Source organism: Streptomyces sp. NPDC002785 (assembly GCF_040295565.1).
In the GTDB taxonomy this organism is placed as follows: Bacteria; Actinomycetota; Actinomycetes; order Streptomycetales; family Streptomycetaceae; genus Streptomyces.
This window is the reverse complement of the sequence record NZ_JBEOVN010000009.1, coordinates 19,463-37,344: the sequence shown is the minus strand read 5'-3', so window position 1 is coordinate 37,344 and position 17,882 is coordinate 19,463. Positions and strand designations below refer to the sequence as shown.

The following is a 17,882-nucleotide window of genomic DNA, read 5'->3' as shown; positions in this document are numbered from 1 at the left end:
GGCCAGGTGCGCTACGGCGGCGCCCTGCCCTGGCCGTCTTTTCGGCTCCTCCCTCACCCGCAGGTACCGGCTCATGGGTCGCTGCCTGCGGCTTCCCCCTATCAGCCTGGCAGCGCACGTCGTCTACCGAACGGTGGCCAGGAACCGACACCGCATGCCGGGCGGTACAGCGGCCTGCGCACTGCCCCCCATCACCGACTGAAGGCGCACCATGCCCCCGGTACCCACCTGCATTCTCAGTAGCACCCAGGCCCCCCAGGTCAGCCACGGCCATGACCTCGACCGCTTCGTCCAGATCGGCTCGCTGACCAAGCCACTCACCGGAACCCTGCTCGCCCAGCTGGCTGAAGCAGGACTGCTCCAACTCGACGACCCACTCGACCAATTCCTCCGCATACCTGCCGGGACCGGCATCACCCTGCGGCACCTCGCGGGGCACACCGCCGCGCTGCCTCGGGTTCCGCCGCATCTACGACGGCTCGACCCGTACGCTGATTTCGACTCCGAAGCCCTGAACGCCGTCCTGGAACGCCTCGACACCTTCACCACCGGACCTCCGGGCGGAGAAGCGGAGTACTCCAACCTCGGCTACGCCATCCTCGGTGCGGCACTCTCCGCTGCGGCGGACGCATCGTACGAGGAGCTCCTGAACCGGTACGTGCTCACTCCTTTGGACATCACCGAGGTGACCTCGAATCCGCCGTCGGCCAGACGACTCAGTGGACGCGGGTTCCTGGGCCGGCCCCTTCGCCCCTGGACCATGAGTGGCGCGATCCTGCCCGCCGGAGGGATGTGGGCCACCCCGCGCGAGGCCGCACGTCTGGTGACCAAGCTGCTCGTCGAACGAAAGCTGGGTGAACCCGCGCTGACCTGGCAGACGTCAGGGCGCCTGCGCTGGCACAATGGCGCTACCCGGGATGCCTCCGTCTTCGCGGGCGCGTTGGAGGACGGGACCTGGGTCATGGTCCACCGCCTCTCCAGCCGGCCAACACCGACCGAGAACACAGCCGTCCAGATCCTGAAGGACGCGATTGCCAAACCGCCCGACTAAGACCGACCGGCACACTGCTGGCACTCTGCGTCGGCACACCCCAGCCGAGGCGGAGTCAACTCCTGTCATTCGCAGCCCACTTGACGGAGTTGTGCGACAGCGGTGACCTACGTCGGCTGCGCGTCGGCCAGTACTCCGCCCACACGCACCAGGGCTGGATGCGGGGCCGGGTGAACACCGGCATGGGGCACGGCGTGGCGGGGCTCGTCGCTGCGCTCACCGCCGGGCACGACCAGCAGTTCGATCTTCATGGTGTCGTTGCGCATGTCGGGCTCCCGTGTGGCTCAGGTGCAGCAGTCGCAGGGGGCGGCCTCCGAGGCGGCGGCCGGCGTCGTGGCGGCGGAGCTGGGGGCGCAGCAGCCCTTGCCCTGCCAGGCATCACGGCCTTCCCTGACGGCGATGGCGGCGATGAGAAGGGCGGCGATCGGGTCGGCCCAGGACCAGCCGAGGAGCAGGTTGGCCAGCAGGCCGACCAGGAGTACGGCGGAGAGGTAGGTGCAGAGGAGGGTCTGCTTGGAGTCGGCGACGGCGGAGGCGGAGCCGAGTTCCCGGCCGGCCTTGCGTTGGGCCGCGGACAAGAACGGCATGATCGCCAGCGAGAGCGCGGCGAGGACGATGCCGGGGACGGAGTGGTCGGCATCGCCGGTTCCGGTCAGCGCGCGCACGGAGTCGACGCTCACGTACAGCGCGAGGGCGAGGAAGGAGACGGCGATGATCCGCAGCGTGCGCTGCTCGCGGGCTTCGCGGACGGCGTGGTCGGCCGCGGAGAACTGCCAGGCGACGGCTGCGGCGGAGGACACCTCGATGACGGAGTCGAGCCCGAAGCCGATCAGCGCCGTGGAGGAGGCGATGGTGCCGGCGTTGATCGCGACGATTGCCTCGATGACGTTGTAGGTGATGGTCGCGGCGACCAGCAGGCGTATGCGTCGGGTCAGCGCATCACGGCGGGCCGGGCTCGGTCCGAGTGATACCGCGGTCATTCAGCAGCACCCCTTCTCGTCCGCCTCGGCACAGGTGCGGTCGGCGTCGACGGCGACGACGGCGTTGCGCAAGTCGTCCAAGGCGTGCCCGAGACGTTCGTCGGCGAGCTCGTAGCGGGTGCGCCGGCCGTCGGGGACGGTCACGACCAGGCCGCAGTCGCGCAAGCACGCGAGGTGATTCGACAGCCGGGTCCGGGAGATCTGCAGAGAGTCGGCGAGGTCGGCCGGGTAGGCCGGAGCCTGCCCCAGGGCGAGCAGGATGCGGCAGCGGATGGGGTCGGCGAGGGCGCGACCGAACCGCGCCAGCACCTCGATGTCAGCGGCGAGTGTCAGCACATTACGACAGTACACGCATTCCTGAATTCAGCAATGCATGGATCGTTTTTGCCGGTCGGTCTCAGTCGCAGGCCTGCAATCGGCCAACTGCGTCCGAGGTGCGTGCACCACCGTCCACTGCTCGGCACCGCCCAGCAGCGGGGCGACGTGCTGCAGGTTTGCGCCCAGCAGCATCCGTACGAGGGCCGCCGACCGGCCCGCCGCGTCTGCGCCCTGATGCGGGGCGGCCAGCAGGGAAAGCAGGAACTCCCGGGTGAGCCGGGTCAGCGCCGCCCCGATGTCGGGGGCCGGGCGGCGGCGCTTCCCCGCACCCCGGCGCGCGGTGTGAGCCGGTCGGCCGCCTGCCTCCAGTACCTGGGTGGCGCGTGCGTGCTGCATCGAAATGATCAGCTTTTCAGTCCTCTTAGACCGGTCGGGAACGGTATGTTCCGGGAGGCCGTGGCCTCAACCGGCACGCTGATGTCCGTACCGACGATTAGTCTGACCGCGAGGATGCGAGAGGAGGGCAGTGTGCTGCTGAGATTCCGTGTGGCGAACGTACGCTCCCTGCGCGAGGAGCAGGAGCTGTCCTTCGTCGTCCCCGAAGGTGAACCGAGCGGAGTCGCGCGCCCCCTCGATCTGGCGGGTGGCCGATCCTCAGGCGTTCTTCCCCTGATCGGCATCTTTGGAGCCAATGCCTCGGGCAAGTCGAACGTGCTGGCCGCCCTGACCGATATGCGCACGGCTGTCCTGAACTCCTACGCGCGCTGGGCGTCCTTCGACGGCACCGCACGGACCCCCTTCGCACTGGACGCCAAGGAGGGCGACGAGCCGAGCTTCTTCGAGGCCGATCTCGTGATCGACGACGTGCGCTGGACGTACGGCTTCGAGCTCGGCTCGGAACGAGTCGAGGCGGAATGGCTGCACAGCTACCCCCGCGGGCACCGCCAGGTATGGCTCGACCGCGACGCCTCACGCGCCAAGGTGTACGACTGGCCCGGCAGCCGGGTGAAGGACCGGTCCCAGCTTGAGCGGCGCACCCGGCCGAACGCGCTGCTCCTGTCCACGGCCGGTACGGACAACCATCCCCAGCTCTCGCCGCTCTTCCACTGGTTCCGCCGCAATCTCTGGCTCATCAACCCGGAGGACGAGCGGACGCAGCGCGAGGCGTTCACCACGAAAGAGCTTTCAGGCAGCCGCGCACGCCGTATCAACGAGCTGCTGAGGGTCGCCGACCTGGGGATCACCGGAGCCGAGGTCGTCGAGGAGGGCCAGGGCCGCGCCACGGTGAGACTCGCCCACCGGTCGGCAACCGGCGACGTGGCCTTCGACTGGCGGCATGAGTCCTTCGGCACCCGCTCGTGGTTCGCGCTGCTCGGCCCACTGCTCCTTGCGCTGGACGAGGGTGCCGTGCTGCTCATCGACGAGCTGGATTCGAGCCTCCACCCGCGGTTCGCCGCCGAGGTCGTCCGCCTCTTCCACGATCCCGAGGCCAACCCGAAGGGTGCGCAGCTCGTCTTCACGTCGCACGACCCGTCGGTGCTCAGTACGCCGAGCGGCGGTCGCCTGCTGGAACCGGGCCAGGTGTGGTTGACGGAGAAGGACAGGGACGGGGCCACGGAGCTGTATCCGCTGACCGCCGCGTCGCCGGGCGAGGAAGAGGACCTGACGAAGTCCTATCTGGCCGGTGCCTTCGGCGCGGTCCCCTCGCTCCTGGAGGGCCAGATCGCGCGGCGGCTGCTGGCAATCCGGAACAGGGCAGGGCGGCGTTGATCGGTTGGTACTGCCGTGCCGGGCTTGGCTGGACGTCCGGGCGGCTCCAACCGTGGGCAGCCAGAATGGCGGTCGACGAACCGGATCTCGATGTGTGTGATCTCGGCGGGCGGTGGGGCAGATACCGCCCAGGTGACGATGAGCGGGGCCCCGGCCGTATGAGCCTCGGGTGGCCGCTCTTCCAGCTTCCGATGCATCTTGTGGACTACGTCGTCGCCCATGAGCTGGCCCACGTGCGAATCTCTGGTCATCGGGCGGGCTTCTGGCGACTGCTGTCGCAGGCGCTGCCCGAGTACGAGGAGCGCCGGGCCGAGCTCGACGAACTCGGCCGGCGCATGTGGATGGGAGAGATCGCCCAGGAGGATCCATCCAGGGCCCTCCTGGGGCGCTGATCACCCCCGCCGCAAGGCGAACCACAGTTCCGTGCGTACGTCCATGTCGTCCAGGTCCGCGTCCAGCAGCGTCGCGCAGCGGGCGATGCGTTGTCGGACCGTGTTGCGGTGGACCTGTAGGGCTGTCGCCGTGCGGTCCCAACTGCCGTGCAGGCTCAGCCAGCAGCGCAGGGTCTCGGTCAGGGGCTCGGTGAGCGGGGCGAGGAGGGCGCGGGCGTGGGCCTCGGCCTGGTCGGGAGGGATCAGGGCGGCCAGGCCTGCGCCGGTACCGGTGTCGTGGTGGGCCAGTGGGGTGCGGGTGGCCATGGCGCGGCCCAGGGATCGGGCCGCCTGGCCGTCGGCGAGGTCGAGGGCCGTGATGGGTGCGGGGGCGGAGGCGCCGAGGGTCCAGCCGGGCTGCGGGGTGATCCGGTCGCCGCCGGGGATGAGGACCCTGACGGCGTCGCCGCCCCGGCCCGCGTCGACCAGGGCCGAGCCGAGAGCGGCGCCCAGCGCGCCGGCGGTGAGCGGGTCGACCGGGCCGTCGCCGCTGCGGCGCGCGTGCACCACCGTCCACTGCTCGGCACCACCCAGCAGCGGGGCGACGTGCTGCGGGTCCGCGCCCAGCAGCATCCGTACGAGGGCCGCCGACCGGCCCGCCGCGTCGGCGCCCTGATGCGGGGCGGCCAGCAGGGAGAGCAGGACGACGGCCACTCCGGCGATCGTGTGGTCGCCCGCCTCGCGCCGGTCCGTCGCCAGCGCCAGGACGAGGCCCTGGCCGCCGCCCAGTGCGTACGCGGACAGGTGCGCGTCCCGCAGTGTGTCGGTGGCGGACGCCGGGGCGGGGCGCTTCACGCCGGAGACCACCCGGGTGAGCCGGGTCAGTGCTGCCCCGGCCTCGGGGGCCGGGCGGCGGCCCGCCGTGTGCAGCTCCTCGCCGTCCGCGGAGAGCAGCACCGCCCGGCCCTCCAGCTGGGCCGCCAGCTGGTGCAGCACCGCAGGGATCGGGTCGGGCCGGGCCGCCGCCGTGGCCAGGGCCTGCTGGGCGCGGGTCACCCGGCGCAGCTCGCGGTGCCGGGCCTCGGCCATCAGCCGCCACACCGCCCGGGCGATCGCTGTGAACGGGGTCTCGGGCGGCACCTCCACCAGCGGCAGACCGTGCCGGTCGCACGCCTCGATCAGCGCCTGCGGCACCGTGTCGAACACCGGCGTCACCCCGAAACCGAGCGCCGCCGCCCCCGCCTCCACCAGCCGCGCCACAAAGGCGTCCGGGTCCTTGAGCGTCAGCCCGGCGCTCAGCAGCAGCTCACCGCCGAGCAGATACGGGTACGGGTCTGCCATCTCCGAGGTGTGCACCCACAGCAGATCCGCCTCGGCCGGACCCGCGATCCGGTGCAGCCCGAGTCCCTCGCGCGCGAGCAGCTCGGTGAGCGGGATCGGGGGAGTGGGGGGCGGGGTGAGCCCGGACAAGACTTCCGGCATGGACGGTCCATCCATCGAAGGCTTCAATTATGGATGAAACGTACACTTCAGCGCCGCTTGCGAGCCACCTACCGTCTGTAGTGCCGCCCCGCCCTCGATCTCTCTCCCCCCAAGGTCCCAAGGTCCCAAGGTCCCAAGCGGCATGGGAGAGGCCCCTTGGCGGGCTTGATCTCGCCCCGCTCATTCGAATGACGTACCAACGCTTAACGTACGAACGCTCACAAAGCGCGCACCACCTCAGCGTCACCCCGCATCGCAACAAGAAAGGCACCCCCATGAGCAGCAACGAAACGCCGCGCGGTCCGATCGACTCCTCCCGCGTCCCGCGGTACGCCGGACCCGCGACGTTCGCCCGGCTGCCCCGCCTCGACGAGGTCGGCACTGCCGATGTCGCCGTCGTCGGCGTGCCCTTCGATACGGGTGTCTCCTACCGTCCCGGCGCCCGCTTCGGCGGCAACGCGATCCGTGAGGCGTCGCGCCTGCTGCGCCCGTACAACCCGGCGCAGGACGCCTCGCCGTTCGCTCTCGCGCAGGTCGCCGACGCCGGTGACATCGCCGCGAACCCGTTCAACATCAATGAGGCCGTCGAGACGATCGAGGCCGCTGCCGACGACCTCCTCTCGACCGGCGCCCGCCTGATGACGCTCGGCGGCGACCACACCATCGCGCTGCCGCTGCTGCGTTCCGTCGCGAAGAAGCACGGCCCGGTCGCCCTGCTCCACTTCGACGCCCACCTCGACACCTGGGACACCTACTTCGGCGCCGAGTACACCCACGGAACCCCGTTCCGCCGGGCCGTCGAGGAGGGCATCCTCGACACCTCCGCCCTCTCCCACGTCGGCACCCGCGGCCCGCTCTACGGCAAGCAGGACCTCGACGACGACGCCAAGATGGGCTTCGGCATCGTCACCTCCGCCGACGTCATGCGCCGCGGTGTCGACGAGGTCGCCGACCAGCTGCGCCAGCGCATCGGCGACCGGCCGCTCTACATCTCCATCGACATCGACGTCCTGGACCCGGCGCACGCCCCCGGCACCGGCACCCCCGAGGCCGGCGGCCTGACTTCCCGTGAACTCCTGGAGATCGTCCGCGGGCTGTCCTCCTGCAACCTGGTCTCCGCCGACCTGGTCGAGGTCGCCCCCGCGTACGACCACGCCGAGATCACCTCCGTCGCCGCCTCCCACACGGCGTACGAACTGACGACGATCATGTCCCGCCAGATCGCGGAGGCCCGCTCCTAGGTGTTCGCCGCGGGGTCTCTACCGCGAGGCCCCATCCGGCCAGAGGACGGTCACGGGCACGCCGACTTGGCGCGCGTAGCCGACGACGTCCGATCGAAGCCGGCCAGGCTGCCGGTCTGGTAGGCGGCGAGGAGCTTGTCACCGGAGGCGTGGGCGGCTTTGATCGAGGAGCCGTACCAGCGACGTGCCAAGCCGTAGTCCGCCATGTCCCAGGCGAGCCACGCGGCGAAGCTGGAGCCGACGCATCTGCAGGACGCCTGCCAGCCCGGGACCCCGGCAGCCGGGGTCCCGGGCGGTTCAGCGTCCGGCGGTCTCATTCCTGATTTTCTCGATGGCATCCAGCTGCGCCTGCCACCCCTGCAGGAACTCCTTCTGCTGATCCGGATTCAGAGTGGCCGGCAGATCCCTGGCCGAGGGCATCAGGTCCGGGATCGACCGGAAGACGGCGCCTGCTGCGGGGCCGTGGCCCCGTAGCCGTGCCCAGTACAAGGACTTGCCGACCGTGTGCAGGGGGACGGTCATCTCCGTACGAGGCTTCTTTGCGGCCCGCTGCCTCGACTCCTCGCGCCCCAGCGCGCGGAAGCCGATGTCGGCCAGCCGCTGCAGCACCTCCAGGGTGGCGTACAGCTGTCCGCACAGATGGGCGTCGGTCGGCCGCTCTTCCGGCATGGTGTCTCCTCGTTGCGCCGACGGAAGCCGTTTTGCCGGCGAATTTCATCCCTACCCGGCCCGCCCGGCCGAGGAACGCCGGCTCGCGGTGTACAACCTTTCCGTCCGTCAGAAGTCATCAGTGTCGGGTGTGCCGGGGGGCACACCGTATGAATTCGCCCAGGGGGAAACGCCGTATGAATCAGCTCTCCATATTCCGCCGTGCGCGGGGCGTGCTGTCCGTCGCGCTCGTCGCCGGTGTGCTCGCACCCGTGGCACTCGCGGCCACGCCCGCCGCCGCCGCGACGCCGACGGTGAGTTGCACGTCCGGCAAGGCGGGGCTGGCCGCCAAGCTGTCGAAGGACATCACCGCCGCGCTCAAGGCGCGGAAGTCGACGACGGCCGTGGCGCTCTACGACCGGACCACCAAGACGACCTGCTCCTTGCGGGCGACGACGAAGTACGACTCCGCCAGCGTCGTGAAGGCGACCGTGCTGGCGACGCTGCTCTGGGACAACAAGAAGCACAACCGCTATCTCACCCAGCGTGAGATCAACCTCACCACCGCCATGATCACCAAGTCCGACAACAACGCGACCACCAGCCTGTGGAAGCAGCTCGGGGTGACCAAGGTCAAGGCGTTCCTGAAGGCTGCCGGGATGACGCACACCGTGCCCGGCTCCCGTGGCTACTGGGGGCTGACCCAGATCACCGCCCAGGACGAGCAGCGGCTGCTGACCCTGCTGACCGCCAAGAACTCCGTGCTGAGCGACAGCTCGCGGGCGTACGAACTGGGACTGATGCGCAAGGTCGTCTCCTCCCAGCGCTGGGGCACGCCCGCCGGAGCGCCGTCCGGAGTGACCGTCCAGGTCAAGAACGGCTGGCTGCCGCGCGCCACCCACGGCTGGCGGGTGCACAGCATCGGCGCCTTCACGGGCAAGGGGCACGACTACGCGATCACCGTCCTCACCCAGGACAACAAGACGATGAACGACGGCATCAACACCATTCAGGCCGTCGCCCGCGCCGTGCACAAGGACCTCAACCCGGCCGCCGCCGCGTCGACGACCGTCGCCCCGCCCGCCGCCCCGCAGGAAGCGGTGCCCGCGGTACCGGAGGCACCGGCGATACGGATGCTCACCGCGACGCCGCGGTCGTAGCCGAGCAGCGGGCAGCGGGCCGCGGACACCGGCCGGTCCCGCCCCCTGCATCGGTCGGCCGCCGACTGGCTGGGCAGCCGGTCGTATGCCGGTCGTATGCCGGTCGTAGGCAGGACGTCGCACCGGCCTACGACCAAAGACCCGTCTTTTGTAACGGCGGGATGAAATCCGCCGCCCACCGTGTTGGTGCCTTCCGGTAGAGCAGGTCGATCGGGAGGCACCGGTGACGGACGCAGGGGACGCAGAGGGCGCGGCGCAGGCCCCGGGGTGGGTTCGGCGGCTGAGCGGTTACGCATGGCGCTACCGGCGCAATGTGCTGCTGGCGCTCGGCTCGTCGCTGGCCGGTATGGCGGTGATGGCCCTCGTCCCGCTGATCACCAAAGTGATCATCGACGATGTCGTCGGCAACCACACCAGGTCCCTCACCGTCTGGACCGGACTCCTCATATGCGCCGCCGTGCTGGTGTACATAGCTACGTACATCCGCCGCTACTACGGCGGCCGGCTCGCCCTCGACGTACAGCACGATCTCCGTACCGAGATGTACGGGACGATCACCCGCCTCGACGGGAAGCGCCAGGACGAGCTGTCCACCGGGCAGGTCGTCGGGCGCGCCACCAGTGACCTGCAGCTGATCCAAGGCCTTCTGTTCATGCTCCCGATGACCATCGGGAACGTGCTGCTCTTCATCCTCTCCCTGGTGATCATGGCGTGGCTCTCACCGCTGCTCACCCTGGTCGCGATCGCCGTCGCTCCCGTCCTCTGGTTCATCGCCCGCCGCTCCCGCTCCCGTCTCTTCCCCGCCACCTGGTACGCCCAGGGGCAGGCCGCCGCCGTCGCCGGAGTCGTCGACGGGGCCGTCTCCGGGGTCCGGGTCGTCAAGGGATTCGGGCAGGAGGAGCAGGAGATCGGCAAGCTGCGCGAGGTCGGGCGCAGGCTCTTCGCCGGACGCCTGCGGACGATCCGGCTGAACTCCCGCTACACCCCCGCCCTCCAGGCCGTCCCCGCGCTCGGCCAGGTCGCGATGCTGGCCCTCGGCGGCTGGCTCGCCACCCGGGGCGAGATCACCCTCGGCACGTTCGTCGCGTTCTCCACCTACCTGGCCCAGCTCGTCGGCCCGGTCCGGATGCTCGCCATGGTCCTGACCGTCGGGCAGCAGGCCCGGGCCGGCGTCGAGCGCGTACTGGAACTGATCGACACCGAGCCGACCATGAAGGACGGCACCAAGGAACTCCCGGCCGACGCGCCCGCGAGCGTCGAGTTCGACGACGTACGGTTCGGGTACGCCCCGCTCCGCTCCGCCTCCGCCACTGACGACGACCTCGCAAGCGGAGCCTTCGACCGCCCCGTCCTCGACGGGTTCTCGCTGACCATCGAGCCCGGTGAGACCGTCGCCCTCGTCGGCGCGTCCGGCAGTGGGAAGTCCACGGTCTCGCTGCTGCTGCCCCGCTTCTATGACGTGACGCACGGCGCGGTCCTGGTCGGCGGCCACGACGTCCGCGAGCTGACCCAGCAGTCCCTGCGCGCCGCCATCGGCCTCGTACCGGAGGACAGCTTCCTGTTCTCCGACACCGTCCGCGCCAACATCGCGTACGGCGTCCCCGACGCCACCCAGGAACAGATCGAGGAAGCGGCCAGGGCCGCCCAGGCCGACCGGTTCATCGCGGACCTGCCCGAGGGCTACGACACCAAGGTCGGCGAGCACGGACTCACCCTCTCCGGCGGCCAGCGCCAGCGCGTCGCGCTCGCCCGCGCCATCCTCACCGACCCCCGGCTGCTCCTCCTCGACGACGCCACCTCCGCTGTCGACGCCCGTGTCGAGCACGAGATCCACGAGGCGCTGCGGCAGGTGATGGCCGGGCGGACGACCCTCCTGATCGCCCACCGCCGTTCCACCCTCGGCCTCGCCGACCGGATCGCCGTCCTGGAACACGGCAGGCTCGCCGACATCGGTACGCACGAGGAGCTGGAGCGCCGCTCCGCGCTCTACCGGCGGCTGCTCACCGACCCGGACGAGCTGGGCGGCACCTCGCCCGGACACCAGCCGCTGACCACCACCGCCGCCGCCGACCCGACCCCCGAGGACGACCGCGCGCTCCAGGAAGAGCTGGACGCCGAGTTCGACGCCGAGCGCGGCATCAGCCCCCACCTGTGGATCCGCAAGGAGGAGCCGCGCGACACCGGTGCGGCCGGCATGCCCGCGACGCCCGAGCTGCTCGCCCAGGTCGAGGCGCTGCGGCCCGCCACCGACACACCCGACATCGACGAGGCGCGGGCCGTCAGCGCCGAGGAGTCGTACGGGCTGCGCAGGCTGCTGCGCGGCTTCGGACTGCCGCTCCTGGTGAGCCTGGCGCTGGTGGCGGTGGACGCGGGCGCCGGACTCCTGCTGCCCGTACTGATCCGGCACGGCATCGACCAGGGTGTCTCGCAGCTCGCACTCGGCGCCGTCTGGGCGGCGTCCGCGCTGGGCCTGGTGGTCGTGCTCGTGCAGTGGGCGGCCCAGATCGGCGAGACCCGGATGACGGGCCGCACCGGCGAACGGGTGCTGTACTCACTGCGGCTGAAGATCTTCGCGCAGCTCCAGCGGCTCGGCCTGGACTACTACGAACGCGAGCTGACCGGCCGCATCATGACCCGGATGACGACGGACGTGGACGCGCTGTCGACGTTCCTGCAGACCGGTCTGGTCACGGCCTTCGTCTCCGTCGTCACCTTCTTCGGCATCATGGTCGCGCTGCTCGTCCTGGACGTACAGCTGGCCCTCGTCGTCTTCGCGACGCTGCCGGTGCTGGTCATCGGTACGTTCTTCTTCCGCCGCAAGAGCGTCAAGGCGTACGAGCTGGCCCGGGAACGCATCAGCGTCGTCAACGCCGACCTCCAGGAGTCCGTCTCCGGGCTGCGGATCGTGCAGGCGTTTCGCCGCGAGCGCGACGGCGCGGACCGGTTCGCGGAGCGCAGCGACCACTACCGCGAGGCCAGGGTCCGCGGCCAGTGGCTGATCTCGGTCTACTTCCCGTTCGTGCAGCTATTGTCGTCGGTGGCCGCGGCGGCCGTACTGATCGTCGGCGCGGGCCGGGTCGACAACGGCACACTCACCACCGGTGCGCTGGTCGCCTACCTCCTCTACATCGACCTGTTCTTCGCCCCGGTGCAGCAGCTCTCCCAGGTGTTCGACGGCTACCAGCAGGCCACCGTCTCCCTCGGCCGCATCCAGGAACTCCTGCGGGAGCCGACCTCCACCGACGCCCCGGACGAACCGCTGGACGTGCTGTCACTGCGCGGCGAGATCGCCTTCGAGGACGTGACCTTCGCCTACGGCTCGGGCGACGACGCCGAGGAAGCCCTCATCGGTGTCGACCTGCGGATCCCGGCCGGCCAGACGGTCGCGTTCGTCGGCGAGACCGGCGCCGGGAAGTCCACACTCGTCAAGCTCGTCGCCCGGTACTACGACCCGACGGGCGGCCGGGTCACGGCGGACGGCACCGATCTGCGCCGCTTCGACCTCACCGCGTACCGGCACCGGCTCGGAGTCGTACCCCAGGAGGCATACCTCTTCGCCGGTACGGTCCGCGACGCCATCGCGTACGGGCGGCCCGAGGCCACCGACGCCGAGGTGGAAGCGGCGGCGCGGGCGGTCGGCGCCCACGACATGATCGCCACTCTGGACGGCGGCTATCTGCACGGGGTCGCCGAGCGGGGCCGTAACCTCTCGGCCGGCCAGCGCCAGCTGATCGCACTCGCCCGCGCCGAGCTCGTCGACCCGGACGTCCTGCTGCTCGACGAGGCGACCGCCTCCCTCGACCTGGCCAGCGAGGCCCTGGTCAACCAGGCCACCGACCGTTCCCCAAGCTCTCAACTCCGTTCGAGCAGGGGAGGCCCCATTTCCGGCCGCCGCACCACCCTCATCGTCGCCCACCGGCTGACCACCGCCGCCCGCGCCGACCGGGTCGTGGTGATGGACCACGGCCGGGTCGTCGAGGACGGCACGCACGACGAACTCCTCGCCCGGGAAGGGCACTACGCCGTGCTGTGGCGCACCTTCATAGGGGAGGACGAGCCCGCGGGGGTGTGAGAGCCGGGCCCGTCCACCGGTTCACTCGCCGATGCCGGAGATCTTGCCGGTCCGGAGGTCCGACCGCACGGTCAGATACGAGTATGTGGGGTGCTTGCCGTTGCTCCAGGTGAGCCGCACCTTCGACCAGGTGTGGCCCGCGCCGCTGTCGCCGGAGGTGACCCGGAAGGCGAGCGGGGTGCTCTGGGCGCGGAGCACACCGTCGGCGTGGTGGTGCTTCTCCCAGGCCTTCAGCTGGGTGCGCAGGTGGGGCGTCAGGTAGAACGTCCTCAGGGCGGTGGCGAGCCTGCCGCCGCCCTGCGCCGTGACGGCATCGATGTAGGCGCCGTAGAAGTGGGCAACCTGCTGGTACGCCGGGGTGACGGCGTCGCTGCGTACCGGCGCCGGGGCCGCCGGGGCCTGCGGGGCCGTCGCAGCGGCCGGTACCGCGGCGACGGCGGTGAGGAGAGCGGTGGCGAGCAGTGTCCGGCCGATGGCGTGCCGGCCTCGGGGGCCCTGTGAGTTGCGGAGTTGGAGCATGGCAGTTCCTGCCTTTCGTGTGGCTTTGTCCTGTTGGAGCCATGCTGTGGCGATTCGGTTGCCCCGGAGGCGGAGTGCGCCGGACGCAACCTTCGGATGGCCTTTTGCGTCGTACGCACGTACGCGCATGTGCCGAACAAAGGCGTAAGTGTTCGATCGGATGATGGGGCTGCTGGTGATCAGAGGGACCGGAGAGGTTGGAAAGACCGCGGTCGGCGCGGGCGGAAGCGGCCGGGGGCGCCGGATGCTTGTGCGTCTTTTCGTCCTGCCGCTGGTGGCCGCCGTCGGTCTGGTGCTCAGCGGCGGTGCGGTGAACAGCGCCGACGCCGCAACGGTGTGCGCCGGGCGCCCCGCGGAGACGGTCAAGTTCAAGACCGGCGAGCTGCGCGTCTACAAGAGCCGCTCCTACGCCTGCGCGGTCGCGGTCGCGAAGAAGCCGGGCCCGCGCCGCAAGATGTCCGTGCTCATCCAGGCGCGCGGCGGCAGCCCCGTCGTCGACAGCGGCACATACGCCAAACAGGCCGGCCCGGTGACGGTCCACGCGCTGAACCGGTGCGTCCGGGCCACGGCCACGATCTCGGGAAAGTCCGGCACCACGGGCTGGACTCTCTGCTGACGGCGGCGGCTCGTCTTCGCTCCGTGCCACCAGGGTCTGGCGGCAGCGGTGTTGCCCCGCTAGGTTCACGACGTCTGTTGTGAATCAAGGGGAGGGTGCATGCGCAAGGCGCTCAGAGGGTTCCTGTCGCTCGCGGTGCTCATCGGCACAGTGAGTGCGACGGGTGCTTCGGCCGGGGCGGCCACCGCCGCGGAACCGACCGCGTTCCGGAGCACGGCCGGCAGTGACAGCGGCACGAGCACGGACATCAAGGACCGCATCCTGGCCATCCCGGGAATGAGTCTCATCGAGGAGAAGCCGGTCGAGGGCTACCGCTACTTCGTCCTCAACTACACCCAGCCGATCGATCACCGGGACCCGTCCAAGGGCACGTTCCAGCAGCGCATCACCCTGCTGCACAAAGACGCGTCCCGCCCGACGGTCTTCTACACCAGTGGCTACAACGTCTCCACGAACCCCGGCCGCTCCGAGCCGACCCGAATAGTCGACGGCAACCAGGTCTCCCTGGAGTACCGGTTCTTCACCCCGTCCCGTCCGGCGCCCGCCGACTGGTCCAAGCTCGACATCTGGCAGGCCGCCAGCGACCAGCACCGTGTCTTCACCGCGCTGAAGCAGATCTACACCAAGAACTGGCTGACCACCGGCGGCTCCAAGGGCGGCATGACCGCCACGTACTTCGAGCGCTTCTACCCCAAGGACATGGACGGCGTCGTCGCGTATGTCGCGCCCAACGACGTGGTCAACAAGGAGGACTCGGCGTACGACCGGTTCTTCGAGAACGTCGGCACCAAGGAGTGCCGCGACCGGCTGGAGGGCGTGCAGCGCGAGGCGCTGATCCGCCGCGAGCCGCTGGAGAAGAAGTACCAGGAGTACGCCGTCGGGAAGGGCTACACCTTCAACACCGTCGGCTCGCTCGACAAGGCGTACGAAGCCGTCGTCATGGACTACGTCTGGACATTCTGGCAGTACAGCCTGCTGTCCGACTGCGACTCCATCCCGGCCGACGCCAAGACCGCACCCGACCAGGCGATCTGGGACTCCATCGACTCGATCTCGGGCTTCTCCGCCTACGCGGACCAGGGCCTGGAAAAGTACACGCCGTACTACTACCAGGCGGGCACCCAGCTCGGTTCGCCCGACATAGAGCAGCCGTGGCTCGGCAATCTGAGCCGGTACGGATACCAGCCGCCGCGCACCTTCGTGCCGCGCTCCATCCCGATGAAGTTCCAGCCGTCGGTGATGCGCGATGTCGACAGCTGGGTGAAGCGCCACGCCAACCACATGCTGTACGTGTACGGGCAGAACGACCCGTGGGGCGCGGAGCGCTTCAGGCTCGGTGCGGGCGCCCGTGACAGCTATGTCATGACCGTGGCGGGCGGCAATCACGGCTCCAACGTGGCCGGGCTCGCCGACGACGACAAGGCGAAGGCCACCGCGGCCATCCTGCGCTGGGCGGGCGTTGCCCCGGCCGCCGTGCAGGACGACCCGGCGAAGGCGAAGCCGCTCGCGAAGTTCGACGAGCGGCTCGACAAGCGGGACGTGACGAACGGGCACGGGCTGCGGCCGTAAGCGGTCCTCGGGCCGGGGAAGGGGCTGTGCGCCTGCGCAGCCCCTTCCCGCTTTCCGGGGGCGGAGACCGACCGGCAGATGGGAGGCGGCGTCGCACACCCCCCATGTGCCGGTAGGTCTAATACGTCAGCCCGTAACCGACCGGGTGCAGCACTTGCGTCGGATCGTCCGCGCGCTGCACCGGCACCGGCAGGGTGCCCTGCGGTTCGGCGCGGCCCGCGATCACCCGGGCGGCGGCCCGCAGTTCGACATCGGTCCAGGAGTACGTGGCCAGGTTCGCCGCGAACCCGGTCCCGGACAGCCGGGCGATGTCGTACGGATTGCGGATCGCGACCGTGATCACCGGGATGCCGGTCGCCGCCAGCGCGCTCACCAGGGTGCGCTGCGAGCTGGTCGCCGAGACGTTGTACGTCCCCACGATCACCGCGTCCTTGCCCCGCGCGGCTGCCACCGCCTCGTCGATCTTCGCCTTGGTGGGGGCGGTGCCGGTGGACAGCGCGGTCGCCGCGTACCCCAGTTCGCCGAAGGCGGTGGCCAGGGTGGTGGTCGGCGGTCCGGTGGTGCCGGACGGGGAGGCCGGGTCGGCGCCGACCACGAGCAGGTTCTTGTGGGAGCGGCGGGAGAGCGGCAGCACCGCGCCGTCGTTGGCGAGCAGTGTTGTCGTGCGCTCGGCGATCCGGTCGGCGGCGGCGAGATGGGCCCGCGTCCCGACGGTACGGTCCACCCCCGCCCGGCTGACGAACGGGTCGTCGAACAGCCCGAGTTTCGTCTTCAGCCGCAGGATGCGCAGGATCGATTCGTCGATCCTGGCCTCGCTGATCTCACCGTTCTTCACGGCCTCCAGGACGGCGTTCCAGGAGACGTCGAGGCTCGGCGGGTTGAGCAGCTGGTCGACGCCCGCCTGAAGCGCGAGGACCGGCACGCGGTCGTCGCCGTACTTCGTCCGTACGCCCTCCATGCCGAGCGAGTCGGTGACCACGACACCGTCGTAGCCGAGCTCCTCGCGCAGGATGCCGGTGAGGATCGGGTGGGACAGCGTCGCCGGGTCCCCGGCCGGGTCCAGCGCCGGGACCACGATGTGCGCGGTCATGATCGAGTCGATGCCCGCGGCGATCGCGGCCCGGAACGGCGGCTCGTCGAGCTTTGCCCACTGCTCCCGGGTGTGGAGGATGACGGGCAGACCGGTGTGGCTGTCGGTGTTGGTGTCGCCGTGGCCCGGGAAGTGCTTGGCCGTCGAGGCGATACCGCTGCTCTGATACCCCTTCACCTGGGCGGCGACCATCCCGGCCACGGACTGCGGGTCGGAGCCGAAGGAGCGTACGCCGATCACCGGGTTGGCCGGGTTGACGTTGACGTCGGCGTCCGGGGCGTAGTTCTGGTTGATGCCGAGTGCGGCCAGTTCGGCGCCCGCGATCTGCCCGGCCCGGCGGGCGTCGGAGCGCGAACCGCCGGCGCCCAGCGCCATCGCGCCCGGCATCAGGGTGGCGGGTTCGCCGACGCGGCAGACGATGCCGTGCTCCTGGTCGGTGGAGACGAGGAGCGGCAGGGGGGTGGGGCCGGCGAGACCGGCGCGCTGGATGCCGTTGGAGAGGCCGGCGATCTGGTGCGGGTCGCGGGTGTTGTGCGCCCAGGCGAAGTAGATGATCCCGCCGACGTGGTACTTGGCGATCATCTCGGCGGCGCTACGGACCCCGATCTCCGCCATGTTGGCGTCGATGTCGGCCTGGTCGGGCTCGGTGGCGGAGTGCCCGTACACCCGCATCACGAAGAGCTGCCCGACCTTCTCCTCCAGGGTCATCCGGGAGATGAGCCGCTGGAGGCGCTCGGTGGTGGCGGCTGAGGTGTGGTGCCCGCTGCTGTGCCCGCTGCTCGCGGACCTCTGGGCGGCGACGGCGCCGGGGGCGACGACTCCGCCCGTGACGGCGACTGCGGCGGTCGCGGCGGTAGCAGTGAGGAGGGTGCGTCTGGAGGTGCGGTGGTGCACGTGAGCTCCTTCGGCCGTACTCGGGGACGAGGGGGTGGTGAAAGAAACTGCCAAGGAGCACGGATATCCAGAAAATAACTTCCGGTCAAGGGTCCGGACCG

The 17,882-nt window shown here is 70.3% G+C and carries 16 protein-coding genes and 1 pseudogene; 8 read left to right on the top strand and 9 right to left on the bottom strand.

Going from position 1 to position 17,882, the window contains the following annotated elements; translation table 11 throughout:
• Positions 1-211: 211 nt before the first annotated feature.
• Positions 212-1,051 (top strand): serine hydrolase domain-containing protein, encoded by an 840-nt coding sequence (locus ABTZ94_RS04435; RefSeq protein WP_351197380.1) that lies wholly within the window; start codon positions 212-214, stop codon positions 1,049-1,051.
• 107 nt (positions 1,052-1,158) lie between these two features.
• Here the strand turns inward: ABTZ94_RS04435 and ABTZ94_RS04430 are convergent, their stop codons facing one another.
• The 4 genes and pseudogenes from ABTZ94_RS04430 to ABTZ94_RS04415 all read right to left on the bottom strand — a co-directional run.
• Entirely contained in the window at positions 1,159-1,317 is a 159-nt protein-coding gene (locus tag ABTZ94_RS04430) for a hypothetical protein (protein WP_351197378.1), read from the bottom strand.
• A gap of 18 nt (positions 1,318-1,335) precedes the next feature.
• A complete protein-coding gene (locus ABTZ94_RS04425; RefSeq protein WP_351197376.1) occupies positions 1,336-2,031 on the bottom strand; it encodes a cation efflux transmembrane domain-containing protein in 696 nt (231 codons plus the stop codon).
• Complete coding sequence (locus ABTZ94_RS04420; RefSeq protein ID WP_351197374.1) at positions 2,032-2,367, bottom strand: ArsR/SmtB family transcription factor; 336 nt, start codon at positions 2,365-2,367, stop codon at positions 2,032-2,034.
• Between the two features lie 90 nt (positions 2,368-2,457).
• Positions 2,458-2,610: pseudogene (locus tag ABTZ94_RS04415) on the bottom strand (PucR family transcriptional regulator); the annotation flags it as partial.
• A 267-nt stretch (positions 2,611-2,877) separates the two neighbouring features.
• On the opposite strand from ABTZ94_RS04415, the gene ABTZ94_RS04410 reads away from it, so the two are divergent.
• Both ABTZ94_RS04410 and ABTZ94_RS04405 read left to right on the top strand, forming a co-directional pair.
• Positions 2,878-4,119 (top strand): AAA family ATPase, encoded by a 1,242-nt coding sequence (locus ABTZ94_RS04410; protein WP_351197372.1) that lies wholly within the window; start codon positions 2,878-2,880, stop codon positions 4,117-4,119.
• Positions 4,116-4,511, top strand: coding sequence for a YgjP-like metallopeptidase domain-containing protein (locus tag ABTZ94_RS04405; RefSeq protein ID WP_351197370.1), 396 nt, complete (start codon positions 4,116-4,118; stop codon positions 4,509-4,511). The genes ABTZ94_RS04410 and ABTZ94_RS04405 overlap by 4 nt, the downstream gene beginning before the upstream one ends.
• Here the strand turns inward: ABTZ94_RS04405 and ABTZ94_RS04400 are convergent, their stop codons facing one another.
• Positions 4,512-5,987 carry a PucR family transcriptional regulator gene (locus ABTZ94_RS04400; protein WP_502967174.1) on the bottom strand — a complete coding sequence of 492 codons (1,476 nt, stop codon included), beginning with the start codon at positions 5,985-5,987 and terminating at the stop codon, positions 4,512-4,514.
• Positions 5,988-6,247: 260 nt separating this feature from the next.
• Between ABTZ94_RS04400 and speB the strand changes: the two genes are divergently transcribed.
• On the top strand, positions 6,248-7,213 hold the full coding sequence (gene speB, locus ABTZ94_RS04395) for an agmatinase (protein ID WP_351197366.1): 966 nt from the start codon (positions 6,248-6,250) through the stop codon (positions 7,211-7,213).
• Positions 7,214-7,263: 50 nt separating this feature from the next.
• Here speB and ABTZ94_RS04390 read toward each other — a convergent pair whose 3' ends face one another.
• Both ABTZ94_RS04390 and ABTZ94_RS04385 read right to left on the bottom strand, forming a co-directional pair.
• Positions 7,264-7,530, bottom strand: coding sequence for a hypothetical protein (locus tag ABTZ94_RS04390; RefSeq protein WP_351197364.1), 267 nt, complete (start codon positions 7,528-7,530; stop codon positions 7,264-7,266).
• The gene (locus tag ABTZ94_RS04385) at positions 7,511-7,882 is read right to left on the bottom strand and encodes a hypothetical protein (protein ID WP_351197362.1); all 372 of its coding nucleotides are present in this window, start codon (positions 7,880-7,882) and stop codon (positions 7,511-7,513) included. Before ABTZ94_RS04385 ends, ABTZ94_RS04390 begins: the two co-directional genes overlap by 20 nt.
• A 176-nt stretch (positions 7,883-8,058) precedes the next feature.
• On the opposite strand from ABTZ94_RS04385, the gene ABTZ94_RS04380 reads away from it, so the two are divergent.
• Both ABTZ94_RS04380 and ABTZ94_RS04375 read left to right on the top strand, forming a co-directional pair.
• Complete coding sequence (locus ABTZ94_RS04380) at positions 8,059-9,021, top strand: serine hydrolase (RefSeq protein WP_351197360.1); 963 nt, start codon at positions 8,059-8,061, stop codon at positions 9,019-9,021.
• Between the two features lie 223 nt (positions 9,022-9,244).
• On the top strand, positions 9,245-13,093 hold the full coding sequence (locus ABTZ94_RS04375; RefSeq protein WP_351197358.1) for an ABC transporter ATP-binding protein: 3,849 nt from the start codon (positions 9,245-9,247) through the stop codon (positions 13,091-13,093).
• Between the two features lie 21 nt (positions 13,094-13,114).
• Here the strand turns inward: ABTZ94_RS04375 and ABTZ94_RS04370 are convergent, their stop codons facing one another.
• Positions 13,115-13,612, bottom strand: coding sequence for a hypothetical protein (locus ABTZ94_RS04370; RefSeq protein WP_351197356.1), 498 nt, complete (start codon positions 13,610-13,612; stop codon positions 13,115-13,117).
• Between the two features lie 148 nt (positions 13,613-13,760).
• On the opposite strand from ABTZ94_RS04370, the gene ABTZ94_RS04365 reads away from it, so the two are divergent.
• Complete coding sequence (locus ABTZ94_RS04365) at positions 13,761-14,228, top strand: hypothetical protein (RefSeq protein WP_502967173.1); 468 nt, start codon at positions 13,761-13,763, stop codon at positions 14,226-14,228.
• 99 nt (positions 14,229-14,327) lie between these two features.
• Positions 14,328-15,797 carry a S28 family serine protease gene (locus tag ABTZ94_RS04360; protein WP_351197354.1) on the top strand — a complete coding sequence of 490 codons (1,470 nt, stop codon included), beginning with the start codon at positions 14,328-14,330 and terminating at the stop codon, positions 15,795-15,797.
• 118 nt (positions 15,798-15,915) lie between these two features.
• On the opposite strand, the gene ABTZ94_RS04355 is transcribed toward ABTZ94_RS04360, so the two are convergent.
• Positions 15,916-17,781, bottom strand: coding sequence for a glycoside hydrolase family 3 protein (locus ABTZ94_RS04355; RefSeq protein WP_351197352.1), 1,866 nt, complete (start codon positions 17,779-17,781; stop codon positions 15,916-15,918).
• Positions 17,782-17,882: the final 101 nt, after the last annotated feature.

Bases quoted from the DNA above. Each gene is read 5' to 3' on its own strand.
- ABTZ94_RS04435 (WP_351197380.1), top strand. From the start codon at position 212: ATGCCCCCGGTACCCACCTGCATTCTCAGTAGCACCCAGGCCCCCCAG.
- ABTZ94_RS04430 (WP_351197378.1), bottom strand. From the start codon at position 1,317: ATGCGCAACGACACCATGAAGATCGAACTGCTGGTCGTGCCCGGCGGT.
- ABTZ94_RS04425 (WP_351197376.1), bottom strand. From the start codon at position 2,031: ATGACCGCGGTATCACTCGGACCGAGCCCGGCCCGCCGTGATGCGCTG.
- ABTZ94_RS04400 (WP_502967174.1), bottom strand. From the start codon at position 5,987: ATGGATGGACCGTCCATGCCGGAAGTCTTGTCCGGGCTCACCCCGCCC.
- speB (WP_351197366.1), top strand. From the start codon at position 6,248: ATGAGCAGCAACGAAACGCCGCGCGGTCCGATCGACTCCTCCCGCGTC.
- ABTZ94_RS04390 (WP_351197364.1), bottom strand. From the start codon at position 7,530: ATGAGACCGCCGGACGCTGAACCGCCCGGGACCCCGGCTGCCGGGGTC.
- ABTZ94_RS04385 (WP_351197362.1), bottom strand. From the start codon at position 7,882: ATGCCGGAAGAGCGGCCGACCGACGCCCATCTGTGCGGACAGCTGTAC.
- ABTZ94_RS04380 (WP_351197360.1), top strand. From the start codon at position 8,059: ATGAATCAGCTCTCCATATTCCGCCGTGCGCGGGGCGTGCTGTCCGTC.
- ABTZ94_RS04370 (WP_351197356.1), bottom strand. From the start codon at position 13,612: ATGCTCCAACTCCGCAACTCACAGGGCCCCCGAGGCCGGCACGCCATC.
- ABTZ94_RS04360 (WP_351197354.1), top strand. From the start codon at position 14,328: ATGCGCAAGGCGCTCAGAGGGTTCCTGTCGCTCGCGGTGCTCATCGGC.